This window comes from Vibrio sp. QJM3NY_15 (assembly GCF_057785995.1).
In genome coordinates, this window is the sequence record NZ_CM173518.1 from 853,573 (window position 1) to 868,781 (window position 15,209).

Here is a 15,209-nt window from a genome sequence, read left to right on the forward strand (position 1 = left end):
GGGTTACGCCCTCTCTTCGAAGTAGCGTTTTGCGTTACCAAAGCAGATGTCTTCGACCATTGGGCTAAGCAGTGACATGTCGTTTGGCACTTCACCGTTTTCAGCCCAACGACCAAGCATGTCACACAGAATTCTGCGGAAGTATTCGTGGCGTGTGTACGACAAGAAGCTACGAGAGTCAGTCAGCATTCCGACAAACTGGCTAAGCAGACCAAGCTGAGATAGCTGCTCCATTTGGCGTTGCATGCCATCTTTCTGATCGTTGAACCACCAACCAGAACCAAACTGAACTTTGCCCGCGATGCCACCACCTTGGAAGTTCCCAATCATGGTGGCCATCATCTCGTTATCGCGAGGATTTAAGCAGTAAAGGATGGTGCGAGGTAATTCATTGCTTTGATCCATCTCGTCTAATAGGTGAGCCAATTCGAAGGCAAACGTCTTGTCGCTGATCGAATCAAACCCTGCATCTGCGCCTAACAGTTGGAACATACGCGTGTTGTTATTGCGTTGAGCACCAATGTGAAGCTGCATTACCCAACCCATTGCTGCGTATCGCTTACCTAACCACACTTGAACGGCTGTTGAGAACTGTGCACATTCTAAATCGGTGAGCGTTTCGCCGTTGAGGCGTCGAGTTAACAGAGCATCCAAATCCGATTCTGATGGAATAGGTGCGTAGCGAACCACTTCGATTCCGTGGTCTGCTGCACGGCAGCCATGGTCGTTGAAATGCGTTAGGCGGCTGTCTAAAGCACTCAATAGATGATGGAAGCGAGTGATCTCAACGTCAGCAACCATGCCTAATTTTTGTAGGTAATCAGCAAAGCCATCAAGTTCAATTTTGAACGCTTTATCTGGGCGCCAGCTTGGTAGAACCTTCACACCAAATGAATTGTCTTGAGCGATCGCTTTATGGTGTTCAAGAGAATCAATTGGATCGTCTGTCGTACCTGCCATCACCACATTCATTTGCTTCATGATGCCGCGAGCACTAAATTCTGGTGTCGCTAATAGCTCGTTGCCTTCGTGCCAAATTTGGTCAGCTGTTTCTGGGCTCAATAGAGTGCCAGTAATACCAAATGGGCGACGAAGTTCTAAGTGAGTCCAGTGGTAAAGAGGATTACCTAAGGTTTGAGGGACGGTTTTTGCCCATGCCATGAACTTATCATAATCGCTTGCCCCTCCAGTAATCAGACGCTCATCAATCCCTGCTGAACGCATACCACGCCATTTGTAGTGGTCACCTTCAAGCCAAATCTTAGACATGTTTTCGAACTGACGATCTTGAGCCACTTCTGCCGGGTTTAGATGGCAGTGATAGTCATAAATCGGCTGGTGGCTTGCGTGTTCGTGGTACAAACGGCGTGCAGTCTCATTCGACAGTAAAAAGTCTTCACATAAGAAATTCTTCATTGCTTATACTCCTTATAATGCAGCCACGGTAGCAACAGCACCATGTTCAATTAATGATTGGTACGCTGAACTTACTGCATCAATCACCTGTGGGTTTTGACCTAGCTCGGCAGGGAAAATCGCTTCAACCGCAAGTAACGTCGGAACCACAGAAGTATTGAGTCCATGCTCGTCGCAGATCTGACGAAGTGTGTCTGCCATTGGATCGCGAACATCGATCTCATTGCCTTGCTCATCAACACCCGATACATAGCGCATCCAGCCAGCGATGGCCGTCGCAAGCCATGAGAAGTCTGAGCCTTGCTCTAAATGGAATCGCAAGCTGCCACCCATACGCTGAGGGATCTTCTGACTACCATCCATCGCAATCTGCCATGTCTTATGTTTCAAACTTGGGTTGGTGAAGCGGTTGATCAGCAAGGTTGCGTAACCTTCCAAATCAGTCCCTTCAGGCATAGTTAGTGAAGGTGCTTGGGATTTCATCATCATGTCAAAAGCGGCTTTGCGGTAGCCTGCATCTGTCATGGTGTCGGAAATATGGTCGTAACCACCAAGGTATCCAAGGTAAGCAAGGAAAGAGTGACTGCCATTGAGCATACGCAGTTTCATCTCTTCGTAAGGCACTACATCTTCTACGAACTCTGCGCCAGCAACATTCCAGTCTGGACGGCCTGCCACAAAGTTATCTTCAATCACCCATTGGCGGAATGGTTCACAGGCGATGCCACATGGATCTTCACAACCTAGCAGTTCTGCAATTTCTGTCAGTGTCTCTTCGGTTGCTGCAGGTACGATGCGGTCAACCATGGTGCATGGGAAGGTGACATTGGTTTTAATCCAATCACGTAATTCTGGGTCAAGCAGTTGAGCGAACTCAATGATCGCTGCTTTTGCCACATGACCGTTCTCTTGCACGTTGTCGCAAGACATGACCGTGAATGGTGTTAAGCCACGTTCGCGGCGAATTTTTAGGGCTTGGACAATGTAACCTAATGCTGATTTAGGTTGAGTTGGGTTAGCTAGGTCAGCGATGACTAATGGGTTATTTTTGTCGAGTTTTCCGGTCGCTGGGTCAGCGCAGTAGCCTTTCTCTGTGATCGTCATCGACACGATCGCCACTTGAGGCTCAGCCATTTTTTCTAAAACAGCTTCGATACCGTCTAGGTTTGGATGCAGTGATTCAGTCACTGAGCCGATTACTTTAACGTCTGTGGATTCAGCGCCTTTTTCAGCAACGGTGTAAAGGTGGTCTTGCGCGCGAAGTGATTCAATCAAATCTTCGCCGCCGAATAGGTTAATTTCGCAAATACCCCAATCAGTGTTGGTTTTGCTTAGCATTTCATTGGTGAATAGCGCTTGGTGCGCTCGGTGAAATGCACCGAAACCAAGGTGCACAATACGGCTTTGGAGTGCTGAACGGTCGTAGTCAGGTCGTAATACAGTGTTTGGCAGCGTAGAGTTAGCAACAGTCTTCATTATTCAGTTCCTTTTCCCGCCAGCGAACCAGCGGGATTTTATTATTTGATAAAGCGTTTGAGTGTTGAGCAGTCTTAGAATGTATCTGTGACCAAATTACGAACCATAGCCCAGTACTAATTCAGGTAGGAACAAGCTCAGCTCAGGGATAAAAGTAACGGCCATTAGGGCTGCAATCAGTGCAGCATAGAATGGCAGCAAAGGTTTGATGACTTTGTCGATGGCAATGTTGGCAACCGAACAACCGATGAATAGAGCACTACCTACTGGCGGCGTGCAGATACCGATAGCAAGGTTGAAGGTCATCATGATGCCGAAGTGCACAGGGTCGATGCCTAGGTCTAGCGCGATTGGTAGGAAGATTGGTGTGAAGATCAGTACCGCAGGTGTCATATCCATGAAGATACCCACAATCAGCAGAATCACGTTGATAATCAGTAGGATCATTAGCGGGTTATCAGAAACCGCCAGTAATGCATCAGCAATCATGTAAGGCACATCGGCGTTCGCCATTGCCCAAGACATCCCCATTGATGCGCCAACAAGTAATAGAACGATAGAAGTTGTTACTGCAGACTCAAGGATGATCTTTGGAATATCACGCCATTTTACTTCACGGTAGATAAGCACGGCTAAAACAAACGTGTATACCACGGCAATCGCAGAAGCTTCAGTTGCAGTAAAGATACCGCCAATGATGCCACCCATGATGATGCCGATCAGTGCCAGAGAAGGCGCTGCTTTTAGGAAGGTATCCCAAACCATTGATAATGAAGGACGAGCTGCAACAGGGTAACCACGACGTTTTGCAATAATACCCGCCACAATCATGATACTTAGCCCCATGATGAGACCTGGGATGTAACCCGCTAAGAACAATGCTGCGATTGAAGTACCACCAGAAACCAAAGAGAAAACGATCAGCGTGTTACTTGGTGGAATCAATAGACCAGTAGGACATGAAGTAATGTTTACCGCCGCAGAGAAGTTTTCGTCGTAGCCGTCTTTCTTTTGCAGAGGAGACATGGTGCCACCCACTGCAGCTGCCGATGCTACCGCTGATCCTGAGATAGAGCCAAACATCATGTTTGCCATCACGTTTACGTGTGCCAATGAACCCGGCAGACGACCACCCAACACTTTCGCGAAGTTGATCAGACGCAGTGCAATGCCGCCTTGGTTCATGATGTTACCCGCCAAAATGAAGAACGGGATTGCCAGTAATGCAAAGTTATCAAGACCAGCGGCCATGCGTTGAGCAACCACCGCGATAGCCGGCTCAAGCGGTAAGCTCATTAAGATGGTTGCTAGTGACGATAAACCAATCGCAAAAGAGACGGGTACACCGATTGTAAGCAGTACAGCGAAACTACCGAATAAGGTCAGTATTACTTGCCATTCCATTGTGAAATCCTTCTATCAATCAAGTTGTGAGTCGGTGATCAAATCGTCACCTGACATTAATTGTTTAACGCGTTCGTAAGTAAATACGACGGAGTAAAAAATCATTAAAGCGCCACTAATCGGTAAGCAGAAGTAGATGTAGCCCATTTCTAAACCTAGAGCGGGAGTCAGCTGTCCCATCGCAAGCGTTTTAGCAGCAAGTTGGCTTCCACCGTGCACCAGAACGATATAGGAGAAAGAAGCGATGGCTATTTGGATAACGATTTCGTTGATTAATTTACGTTTGCCAGTCAGCTTCATCGTAAGCAGGTCGATGGCAAGATGGCGTTTCAGACCCGTTGTATAGGCGGCACCAATTAAGGCTACCCACATAAAGAGATAACGCGCGAGCTCGTCGGTAACAGTACTTGGTTTGCCAATAACATAGCGGGATAAAACCTGCCATATCACACATAGCACTAAGAAAGACGATAGAGACACTGTAAAGGCGGCCAACCCTCTATTTATGTAACTGACCAATTTATTCATGTTTATTTCCTTTCAACAAAATTGCGTATCTCATAACAATTGGTTTACCAATGTAAGAAACTGTTTCTATGTAGGGATAGTATGTTCAAAAATCTGGCTGAATCATAAGCTATTCATTTTTTGGTTGGCGTGAGCAACTTCACAAATGATTTTGGTTGACCAATTTGTGGGTTTTTATTGTGATATTGGTCAATCAATTTTAATTTCAGCTTTGACGGTTCCTTTTTTGAGCCCCAATATGAGCCCATAACAAAAAACACCCTACATTTTGGATAACCAATCCACGGAGAATAAGAATGATGATGACGCGTAAAACTTTGATTAGTGCGGTTGTCGGTGCTGCTTTCACTTTTGGAGCAACAGCTTCTGCTTATGCAGCGACAACATTAAAACTGAGCCATAACCACCCTCGTGACCATGCAGTACATGAAGCGATGACGTTTATGGCGAAAGAAGTACGTGAATTGACTGATGGTGAGGTGCGTATTCGTATTTACCCTGACGCTCAATTGGGTACACAGCGTGAATCTATGGAGCTGATGCAGAACGGCGCTTTAGATATGGTGAAAAGCAATGCTGCTGAGCTAGAAGCTTTTTCTCCTGCTTATTCATCATTCAACATGCCTTACTTATTCCGCGATCAAGCGCACTACTACAGTGTGACTGATGGTGAAGTAGGCCGTGACATTCTTAACTCTTCTCGTGATAGCGGCTTTATTGGTGTGACTTACTACGACGCTGGTGCACGTAGCTTCTATACCAATAAGCCAATTAACACGCCAGAAGATCTGAAAGGTTTGAAAGTTCGTGTTCAACCAAGCCCATCAGCAATTGCGATGGTGAAAGCGTTAGGCGGTAACCCAACGCCACTAGCTTACGGTGAGTTGTACACAGCACTGCAGCAAGGTGTAGTGGATGCGGCTGAAAATAACATTCCTTCTTTCAGCTTGAGCCGTCACAGTGAAGTGTCTAAATACTTCAGCTTAGATGAGCACACGATGGTTCCGGATGTGTTGGTTATCTCAACCAGAGCATACGATAAACTGACTACAGAACAACAAGATGCGCTAATGAAAGCGGCAAGTGATTCATCTGAATTGATGAAAAAATTGTGGGCTGAATCGGAAGCAAAAGAGCGTGCTAAAGCCGAGGAAATGGGCGTTACTTTTGTGGAACCAGACAAGGCTGCGTTCGCACTCGCGGTTCAACCTATGTATGACGCGCTAGATAAAACGGATCCAGAATTGAGCGCATTGATTGATCGTATTCAGTCTGTTGAATAACGAGCAAATATAGAAAAAATAGTAATACAAAAACAAAGTGTTACTGCATTTTAGGATATAGAGGTTGACCAATTATATTTGGTCATTATGATGGCGAGAGAAATACAATGGAAAGAAGTGACAATATCATCATGATGCCTTTCGAGCCGAAAAGACCTTATCAGGAGATAGGGTTAGTACTAAGAAGAGAACTGATTGAAGGCCTGTATAAGGTTGGAGATCGATTACCTCCAGAACGCGATATTGCTGATCGTCTAGATGTAAGCCGCACAGTGGTGCGTGAAGCGATCATCATGCTGGAGCTTGAAAACTTAGTTGAGGTGAAAAAAGGGTCGGGTGTTTATGTCCTGAACATTCCAACTCATTCTCGCGAGAATGTGGTCAGCGATGATGCTGGTCCATTCGAGATGCTGCAGGCCCGCCAATTACTGGAAAGTAATATCGCGGAGTTTGCGGCAACTCAGGTCACTCCGGGCGACATCATTAAGATGCGCTCTGCACTCGAACTCGAGCGCGAAGAGCTTGCAAGCGGCACCACCGATTGCAGCGGAGATGAAAGATTTCACATGTGTATTGCAGAGGCCACTCAAAACTCTGTTCTGGTAGATATGCTGAAACAATCCTGGGATCGACGCGAAAAGAGTCCAATGTGGAATAAACTCCACTCTCACATCAGTGGTCAAGATTATCGTGAAGAATGGTTAGATGATCACGCTCGTATCCTCGCCGCCTTACAGCGCAAAGATCCTGTCGCTGCTAAGAACGCAATGTGGCAACACCTTGAGAATGTTAAACAGCGTTTGTTAGCGCTGTCAGACATTGATGACCCAAACTTTGATGGCTACTTATTTAGTTCCAACCCAGTGGTGCTGCTTAGCACAGAAAGTTAGTTCTGAAAGCTAACGTTGAATTCAGCGACAAGGCTCCTCTTGAAAGCTGATTTATCCACTAGGTTGTAGATAGGTAATCGTCTTTAGACCGGCGTAGACCGGTGCTATCTCGGGCAGTAATTGTCATTGCTGCCATTAAGAAGTCGTTATTGCATTTAGCTTGATTAATTCGAGCCGGCTAAGTGCGTCTTAAAGAAAGGTAAGTCTCATGGAACAAACGTGGCGTTGGTACGGCCCTAATGATCAAGTTTCGCTAGACGATATTCGTCAAGCGGGCGCAACTGGTATTGTGAATGCACTGCACCATATTCCAAATGGTGAAGTTTGGACAAAAGAAGAAATCCTTAAGCGTAAAGTCATTATCGAAGAGAAAGGTTTAACGTGGTCGGTCGTAGAAAGCGTGCCGGTGCACGAAGAGATCAAAACTCAAACTGGCAACTACCAGCAGTGGATTGATAACTATAAGCAAACTCTGTCTAACCTTGCTGAGTGTGGCATTGACACGGTTTGTTATAACTTCATGCCTGTGTTGGACTGGACACGTACTGATTTAGAATTTGAAATGCCAGATGGCTCTCGCGCACTGCGTTTTGACCAAATTGCGTTTGCGGCATTTGAGCTGCATATCTTGAAGCGTCCGGGTGCAGAATCGGACTATTCAGAGTCAGAGCAAGCGCAAGCGTTGGATTACTTCAACAACATGACGCCTGAGCAAATTCAGCAACTGACCAACAACATTATCGCCGGTTTGCCGGGCGCTGAAGAAGGCTACACACTTGAAGCGTTTCAAGCACAGCTAGACCGCTATGCGGGCATCGACAAAGATAAACTACGTGAGCACATGTCTCATTTCCTTGCTGAGCTGATGCCTATCTGTGATGCGAATGGTTTGAAGATGGCGGTTCATCCTGACGATCCACCGCGTCCAATTTTGGGCTTGCCTCGCATCGTTTCAACGATCGAAGACATTGATTGGTTGACCGAGCATGTGCCAAGCAAAATGAATGGCTTGACGATGTGCACGGGCTCATACGGTGTACGTGGCGACAATGATTTGGTCAATATGATCAAAAAGCACGGTGACCGAATTTACTTTACGCACCTGCGTTCTACTAAGCGCGAAGAGAGCAACCCAATGACATTCCACGAAGCGGCTCACCTAGATGGTGATGTGGACATGTACAACGTTGTAATGGCAATTTTGGATGAAGAAAATCGTCGTGCAGAAGTGGGCGATCACCGTTTAATTCCAATGCGTCCGGATCACGGTCATCAAATGCTGGATGACCTGAAGAAAACCACTAACCCAGGTTATTCGGCGATTGGTCGATTGAAAGGCTTGGCTGAAGTTCGCGGCTTAGAAATGGCATTGAAACGTGCTTTCTATACTAAGTAACGACGGCATCGAGCTTTAAAATACTCCTAAAACCAGAACACATGTTCTGGTTTTTTTGTATCTGCTCTTAGCAAAGCCATGAATTGATAGCACAACAATCACGTCCCTAACTTGGTAAAAGCTAAGGGTGTTTGTCCGATTTGTTGTTTGAAAAAGGCAATGAAAGCGCTGTTCGAAGAGAACTCTAAATAGTGCGCAGTGTCGGTAACGGTTCGGTTTTGAGCAAGCAGTTCGATCGCCTTAATCAAACGCCATTGTTGACGCCAATCTTGATAGGTCATGCCGGCTTCGGCTTTAAATAGACGAGTGATGGTTTTGCTACTGGCTCCAACGGATGACGCCAAAACATTCAACGGAGGGACGATAAAATCGGCTTTGTTGACTTGTGTGCAGAAACGCGCCAATCGTCGATCTGTTGGGAGTGGAAGCATTAAGGTTTGGTGCGTTAAGGAATGGAATTCTTCCCAAAAAAGCGCAGACGTATTGAGTGTCTTGTGCTCCGCGATATCCCATTCCCATAATGCGATCTTATTGATCAGCGCTTTCAGTAAATCGTTAACTTTAATCGTTGTGATCTCTTCTGGGCACTCAAATACATCGGTATCAAAATACAGAGAACGATACGCGACCACGTTGGTCATTTGTGCTCGGTGTGGAACATGTGGCGGGATCCACACAGCCTTAGTCGGAGGCAGAATACACAAAGCATTATCCAGTGTTAAGGTAATGCACCCTTGCGGCGCATAAAGTAATTGCCCTTTGCGATGCTGATGAATACCTGAATCATGCTGTCCTAGCTCTGCCGCTATTCCCACTACGCTTGCTTCAATGCTATCAGCATCAAAAGCACAACTATCATCGATAAATGCCATTTGTCCCAACCTTGTTGTTTTTGGTTTTAATGTTGTTAACGAGCCAAGATTAGTTTCCTCTAGACTTCCCGTCAAGTTCACTGGTCTTGGAAAAATGATGAAAACAAAACCTTCTTTATGGCAAATGGTGCTGCTGTTGATGTTCCCTCAAATCGCAGAAACCATCTATAGCCCGACTCTGGATTCTATATCGAAATCCTTTGATGTGAGTTACACACAAGCGGCACAAACCCTCTCTATCTACTTCTCTGCATTTGCGTTGGGTGTGGTGGTATGGGGTGTGTTAGCAGATAAATGGGGACGTCGCCCTACCATGTTATTCGGTATTGGGTTATTCGCCTGTTCGGCACTTATTGCCATGCAAACCGACAGTTTTACGTGGTTGATGATAGCAAGAGCAATGGGCGCTTTCGGACTTGCGGTTGGCTCTGTCGTTACTCAAACCATGCTTCGAGATGCTTTTAGCGGAACAGAGCTAGCCAAGGTGTTTGGTTACATGGGCATGGGGCTGTCGATTAGCCCAATCATCGGGTTATTACTAGGTGGCCAATTGAGCGAGGCGGGTGGGCATCAATATGTGTTTACTGCCTTGTTAATCATGGTGTTGGCGCTGCTAGTACACAGTTTATGGTCTTTGCCGGAAACGCAGCAGTCTAAGCAGCCGTTGCAATTAAAATCGCTCAGTATCCACATGATCAAAGACGGCGATATTTGGGTATCGGCACTGATTGTTGCGTCGTTCAATATTGCGCTGTTTTCGTATTACCAACTGGGTTCATTCACCTTCTTACAACTTGGATTCAGTATCGAGCAGTTTGGCTATAGCGGTGTCGTACTTGGGTTCGGAACCTTGTTGGGAAGCTTGGTTAATAAGGCGCTATTGAAGCGACAAGTTTCATCTATCTCTTTGATTAGCTTAGCGGCAGGGCTTCAAACGGTAGGCGCAGTGGGTGTGTACCTTTCACAACATTCGATCTGGTTCTTGCTTCCGATGATGTTGGTGGTTATGGCGTTTGGCATTGCGATTCCTAATGTATTGAGCCGAGCGCTGGTGCGTTACCAATCTCAAGCAGGAAGTGCAGGTGCATTGTTTGGTTTGATGTATTACACCTTGATTGGTTCTGGGCTCGCTTTAGCGGGAATGATTCAAGACTTAGGTGTGGTGTTGGTATTTTGTGGTGCGTTATCTGTGTTGGTGACGATACGCAGCCGACTCTAGATTTAACGGTAAGTCTCTCATTCATATTGATAAATTCCGCGCCCTATTTGATGCGGGATTTATCATTCTATCCTTTCGTAAATTTGGATATTGACATGGGTAGAATGATCGCTCTACCATGTATGTAGAACAATCACTCTACCTTTAGTCAGGTATAAGAGATCCGCATGTTAAGAGAACAAATTGCAGAGAGCCTTGAGGTTGCGTTTAGTCAACATGGTTTTGCAGAGCCGAGTGTGGCTCAACTAAAGACGGCATGTAATGTCAGCCTACGTACGCTCTACAAACATTATCCATCGAAAGAAGCGATGATAGTGGGTGCCTTAGAGCACCGTCATCACCGTTACCTAAATTTCCTATTAGAAAGTGCGCCTGATGATGGCCTGGCATCCATGCTGGATATCTTCGACAAGTTACAACAGTGGATGGAAGAGTATGCGCCACACGGTTGTATGTCGATGAACGCGATGGCGGCTTTTCCTGACAACGAGATAATTAATCAAGCTGTTACTGAACATAAACGAGAAGTAAAAGCACTTCTGGGTAAGCAGAGTCAACGAGACTATCTGGCTTCAGAGCTTTTTCTACTTCATGAAGGTGTATCAAGCGCGTGGCCAGTGTTAGGCGAAGAAGCGGTGACATCAGCACAGAATATGGTGACAAAATTACTCAAGGAAACACGATGAAATTCGAACTACCAAAAACAATGAAAGGCGTAGAGATGTTGGGTCACGGCGGAGCAGACATGCTTGGCTACCGTGAAGATATCGCTGTTCCTCAAATTGAACCTAATGAAGTGCTGATCAAGGTGATGGCTGCAGGCGTGAACAATACAGATATCAACACACGAATCGGTTGGTACTCTAAAAGTGATGACTCAGACGACGCAAGTTGGTCTGGTGAAGCGTTGAAGTTCCCTCGTATCCAAGGTGCTGACGTGTGTGGTTTTATCGTGGCAGTCGGCAATGAAGTCTCTGCTGATCGTATTGGTGAGCGTGTTCTTATCGAACCTTGTTTAACCGAAGTGTACGGACGAGATCTGCCACAGCCATGGTATTTCGGATCTGAGTGCGATGGTGGCTTTGCTGAGTACACCAAAGTGTCTGCGAAACACGCTTATGCGGTGAACAGTACTATGTCGGATGTTGAGCTAGCGTCTTTCCCATGTTCTTACTCAACAGCAGAGAACATGCTGACTCGCGCGAATGTGGCTGAAGGTGATCGCGTGCTTATCTCTGGTGCATCGGGCGGTGTGGGTTCGGCGGCGATTCAACTGGCGAAAGCTCGCGGTGCTTACGTGATTGCAATTACCAGCCCAAGCAAAAACCAGCAGTTATTGGAACTGGGTGCTGATGAAGTGATTGCTCGTGATGCTGATTTGGTTGAGGTTTTAAGCGCAAACAGTGTGCATGTGGTTATCGACTTAGTCGCCGGTGATAAGTGGCCGGAATTCCTTGAGGTGCTGAAACCACACGGTCGTTATGCCGTGTCTGGTGCGATTGGCGGTGCGATGGTTGAGCTTGATGTGCGTACTTTATATTTGAAAGATTTGAGCTTCTTCGGTTGTACAGTGTTGGAGCCTGAAGTGTTCCAAAACTTGGTTGACCGCATTGAGAAACAGCAGATTGGCGCAATTGTCGCGGAGTCGTTCCCACTTGCTGATATTCATACAGCACAAGACAAATTCTTGAAGAAAAAACACGTCGGTAAGATTGTGCTGGAAGTGGCTCAGCGTTAACTTTAGATAGAGTCACAAAAATAATCTATGAAAGAGCGAGCAGCGTTATTTGCTCGCTCTTTTTGTTTCTGGCCAATACCGACTAGCCTAGTCTTGTCGTCTGCCGAGTAACAGATCCTATACAGCGAAGAAATAAGTGATTCATTTATCATTGTATGGTTTATGAATTGTGTGTGCGATAATCGCCGCCGTTATATATCCCGATCTATGTTGTATTCATCTAGGAGCCGTATTGATGTTTAAAAGGGTATTGCAGGCACTATTTTCGCCTTTTGTTGATTCAAAAAACAAACCCTCTGCAGAGCCTGTCCAAAAAGAGCAACAACAAACCGTTGCTACTGATTCTGTTCAGTCTTCAATCTTTGTTCCGCCTTCGTCCGCCCAGCCATCATCATTAATCGTCGATAAGACACTTAGCCTTCACGACGGTGAATTTCTTGATTATCTGTTTGGCGAGTCACGTCTGAGAACAGAGTCAGACCCGTTTAGCAATTTTGTCGCCTGCCAAATCGAGCGCTTGATTCGCTCTCCAAAAGCGTTGCTTAACGAACTGCCAGTGATGCCAGCCTCTGTGACCACGTTAATGGCCGAATTACAGAGTGACGAATTTGATGTCGATGCATTGCTGAAAGTGATTGAGCGCGAGCCAAGCATGGCTGCCGATGTGATAAAACTGGCTAACAGTGCTTTTTATAAACGTGGTGAAAAACAGGTTACTGACCTAAAAACAGCATTCCTAAATATGGGTTCTCAAGGGCTTGTAGAAGGGGTAGTGAATAGCTACATGAAGAACTTCACGCCGGGCAACAATATTTACTGGCGTCATTTCGGTGAGAAAATTTGGAATCACAGTGTCCAAACGGCCTCTTTTACTAAGGAGTTGATGAAAGACTCTTCATCCCAAGAAGATCAAGCCGCGGCATATTTTGTTGGGTTGATTCGTAACTTGGGCAAGATGATCATTTTCCAGATGATGGTGGAAGCATTTAAGCATGTTGACCCTTCAGTGCCGCCTAACTCGTTGGCATTGAAGCGATTGATGAACAGCTATTCTATTCGCCTGACTTACACCATTGCTAAATTCTGGGAATTGCCAGAATCTGTACTGACCGCGATTGGCTACCAAGAATCGAGCCGATACGAATGTACACCACTTGGGCAAGCGGTGTTTGAGGCGAACTACTTAAGTGAGCTGCAATATCTGCTGGAAGTCAAAATGATTACGGCTGAAAATTTTGAAACCAGATGCCAACAAACGATAGCTACGCCTGCCGCCAACCTCGTGGCTAATCGTTTACTGAAAGAGTCCGAGCTAGCGCTTGTTGATTAGGTGAATCTGACTAAGAGATAAAGAAAATCGCCTCTCGAATTGAGAGGCGATAGATTTGAAGTTTGCTTAAGTAGACAAGCGAAGCAGGTGCGTGAAGCTAGGCTGACAAGTATAAAGTAGACGTATCAATGCAGCGTCGCGATGCTTATTGGATCTCAGCCAGCTCTTCCACTAAACGGTCACGTTCTGCAATTTCGTCTTCGATTTTACGTTGGTACTTTTTCACCTTCTGAGTCTTACCAGACTGTTTCGCTTCTTCGAGATCTTCTCGGTATTCTGCGAGATCTTCTTCACTCGATTCTATTTTTTCAGCGATTTTGTCTTTCAAGCCGTCATTGGTGCAGTTAGCTTTCACTTCTTTCAGTGCTTTGGTTAAGCCATCAACTTTGTGTTGATTGCCGTATTCCTTTGCTTTGTCTATTTGATACTCGATTTCACAGCTCTTTCTTTCACAGCCGGATAAGTCTTCACACTGCGAACTCGCAAAACTATGGAATGATAGAACGCATAGAGACAGTATTGAGCTCTTTAGAAGTAGTTTCATGCTTTAACCGTTTGATTTATAAATTGAGTTTAAGTGGTGCGATGTTATCAACAACACGAATAATTAGTTTGGCTCAACGTCACTTAATTTCCAGTCCGCCAAAGCTCTAATGTGTTTCGGCCCGATGCCACAACAACCGCCGACGATATTCGCACCCAGTGCATGCCAGCGTTTTGCGTAAACTAAGTAACCTTGGCCATCCAGCTCACGCATTTCTTGAAGCATGTCATTGGCCTCATGTTCGCTGCTGATCGGCGCAAAGTTGTTCGCATAGACACCGATTTCCAGATCACAGCCTAGTTCTTCGATCACTTTTTTAGTATCGATGATGGCTTGATCCATCACTTCAGGCACTGAGCAATTAAACATAATGCCTGTCGCGTTGGATTGGCAGGCCAGTTTGATGGCGTCTGTTACGCTCTCGCCAGAACGAATGCTGGCAGAATCGCCCTTGGTGTCTTCCAAACTAAAGGCGTAGTAACACGGTTTGTTTGATTGCTTGAGTACTGCATGAATGGATTCGAATTCTTGCAGGCTGCAAATCGTTTCCACGATCCAAAGGTCGATGTTTGGGTCTTGCGCATCATAAAGGGTTTGAATGATTGGCGCCGCCTCCTCTACCTTGAACAAGTCTGGTCGGTAGCTGCCAAATGGTGGTGGAATCGCGCCTGCTACTTTCACTGTGTGAGGGGCATTGTCAGCAACGGCTTTAGCCAGTTCGCCAGATAGCGCTGCTAATTCAAAACCTTGTTGTTTGAACAGCTCTTCACCCAAGTGAAAAGGTACACAGGCATAGCTATTGGTGATTAGGATTTCGGCACCTGCATCGACAAAGTTTTGATGCGCTTGGCTAACAAAATCGGGTGCCTCAATCAGCGCTTGAGCACTCCAAAGCGGTTGAGAAAATGGCGCGCCAATTTCTTTGAGTTCTCGGCCCATGCCGCCATCAAGTATGGTTAGTGTTTTCATATTCAATACTATCTAAACAATTGCTGAAGTTCTGCCGTCACCATATCAGACAACTTTGCTAGACAGAAGCCATCAAGACTCTATGTAATCGAGAATAAATCATGGCTTAAAAAGAGTAGTTGTAACTATGGTTGAGCACGAATA

Annotated in this window: 14 protein-coding genes; 7 read left to right on the forward strand and 7 right to left on the reverse strand. The window is 45.9% G+C overall.

Translation table 11 applies throughout. The features are described from left to right. Positions 1-3 precede the first annotated feature (3 nt). The 4 genes from uxaC to AC3CKG_RS20230 all read right to left on the reverse strand — a co-directional run bounded on the left by uxaC (position 4) and on the right by AC3CKG_RS20230 (position 4,824). Entirely contained in the window at positions 4-1,416 is a 1,413-nt protein-coding gene (gene uxaC / locus AC3CKG_RS20215; RefSeq protein WP_488529907.1) for a glucuronate isomerase, read from the reverse strand. Positions 1,417-1,428: 12 nt separating this feature from the next. Further along, the gene (locus AC3CKG_RS20220) at positions 1,429-2,892 is read right to left on the reverse strand and encodes a fructuronate reductase (RefSeq protein WP_488529908.1); all 1,464 of its coding nucleotides are present in this window, start codon (positions 2,890-2,892) and stop codon (positions 1,429-1,431) included. 96 nt (positions 2,893-2,988) lie between these two features. Next, the gene (locus AC3CKG_RS20225; RefSeq protein WP_054542885.1) at positions 2,989-4,296 is read right to left on the reverse strand and encodes a TRAP transporter large permease; all 1,308 of its coding nucleotides are present in this window, start codon (positions 4,294-4,296) and stop codon (positions 2,989-2,991) included. 15 nt (positions 4,297-4,311) lie between these two features. After that, positions 4,312-4,824 carry a TRAP transporter small permease gene (locus AC3CKG_RS20230; protein ID WP_048609952.1) on the reverse strand — a complete coding sequence of 171 codons (513 nt, stop codon included), beginning with the start codon at positions 4,822-4,824 and terminating at the stop codon, positions 4,312-4,314. A gap of 299 nt (positions 4,825-5,123) precedes the next feature. On the opposite strand from AC3CKG_RS20230, the gene AC3CKG_RS20235 reads away from it, so the two are divergent. From AC3CKG_RS20235 to uxuA, 3 genes are all read left to right on the forward strand, one after another. After that, complete coding sequence (locus AC3CKG_RS20235) at positions 5,124-6,107, forward strand: TRAP transporter substrate-binding protein (protein ID WP_054546316.1); 984 nt, start codon at positions 5,124-5,126, stop codon at positions 6,105-6,107. Positions 6,108-6,214: 107 nt separating this feature from the next. Next, entirely contained in the window at positions 6,215-6,997 is a 783-nt protein-coding gene (locus AC3CKG_RS20240; protein ID WP_050643471.1) for an FCD domain-containing protein, read from the forward strand. 208 nt (positions 6,998-7,205) lie between these two features. Next, on the forward strand, positions 7,206-8,393 hold the full coding sequence (uxuA, locus tag AC3CKG_RS20245; protein WP_488529909.1) for a mannonate dehydratase: 1,188 nt from the start codon (positions 7,206-7,208) through the stop codon (positions 8,391-8,393). A gap of 98 nt (positions 8,394-8,491) precedes the next feature. Here uxuA and AC3CKG_RS20250 read toward each other — a convergent pair whose 3' ends face one another. Next, positions 8,492-9,265: an AraC family transcriptional regulator gene (locus AC3CKG_RS20250; protein ID WP_488529910.1), complete on the reverse strand. Its 774-nt coding sequence runs from the start codon at positions 9,263-9,265 to the stop codon at positions 8,492-8,494. Positions 9,266-9,362: 97 nt separating this feature from the next. Here AC3CKG_RS20250 and AC3CKG_RS20255 point away from each other — a divergent pair, with 97 nt between their 5' ends. The 4 genes from AC3CKG_RS20255 to AC3CKG_RS20270 all read left to right on the forward strand — a co-directional run bounded on the left by AC3CKG_RS20255 (position 9,363) and on the right by AC3CKG_RS20270 (position 13,552). Continuing rightward, positions 9,363-10,484 carry a multidrug effflux MFS transporter gene (locus tag AC3CKG_RS20255; RefSeq protein WP_488529962.1) on the forward strand — a complete coding sequence of 374 codons (1,122 nt, stop codon included), beginning with the start codon at positions 9,363-9,365 and terminating at the stop codon, positions 10,482-10,484. Between the two features lie 167 nt (positions 10,485-10,651). Then, positions 10,652-11,170: a TetR/AcrR family transcriptional regulator gene (locus AC3CKG_RS20260; protein ID WP_102362878.1), complete on the forward strand. Its 519-nt coding sequence runs from the start codon at positions 10,652-10,654 to the stop codon at positions 11,168-11,170. Further along, the gene (locus AC3CKG_RS20265; protein ID WP_488529911.1) at positions 11,167-12,222 is read left to right on the forward strand and encodes an alcohol dehydrogenase family protein; all 1,056 of its coding nucleotides are present in this window, start codon (positions 11,167-11,169) and stop codon (positions 12,220-12,222) included. Before AC3CKG_RS20260 ends, AC3CKG_RS20265 begins: the two co-directional genes overlap by 4 nt. A 235-nt stretch (positions 12,223-12,457) precedes the next feature. After that, positions 12,458-13,552 (forward strand): HDOD domain-containing protein, encoded by a 1,095-nt coding sequence (locus AC3CKG_RS20270; RefSeq protein WP_488529912.1) that lies wholly within the window; start codon positions 12,458-12,460, stop codon positions 13,550-13,552. Positions 13,553-13,697: 145 nt separating this feature from the next. On the opposite strand, the gene AC3CKG_RS20275 is transcribed toward AC3CKG_RS20270, so the two are convergent. Further along, positions 13,698-14,096, reverse strand: a complete 399-nt coding sequence (locus tag AC3CKG_RS20275; RefSeq protein ID WP_076671048.1) for a DUF1090 domain-containing protein — start codon at positions 14,094-14,096, stop codon at positions 13,698-13,700. A 63-nt stretch (positions 14,097-14,159) separates the two neighbouring features. Continuing rightward, complete coding sequence (locus tag AC3CKG_RS20280) at positions 14,160-15,065, reverse strand: homocysteine S-methyltransferase family protein (RefSeq protein ID WP_488529913.1); 906 nt, start codon at positions 15,063-15,065, stop codon at positions 14,160-14,162. Positions 15,066-15,209: the final 144 nt, after the last annotated feature.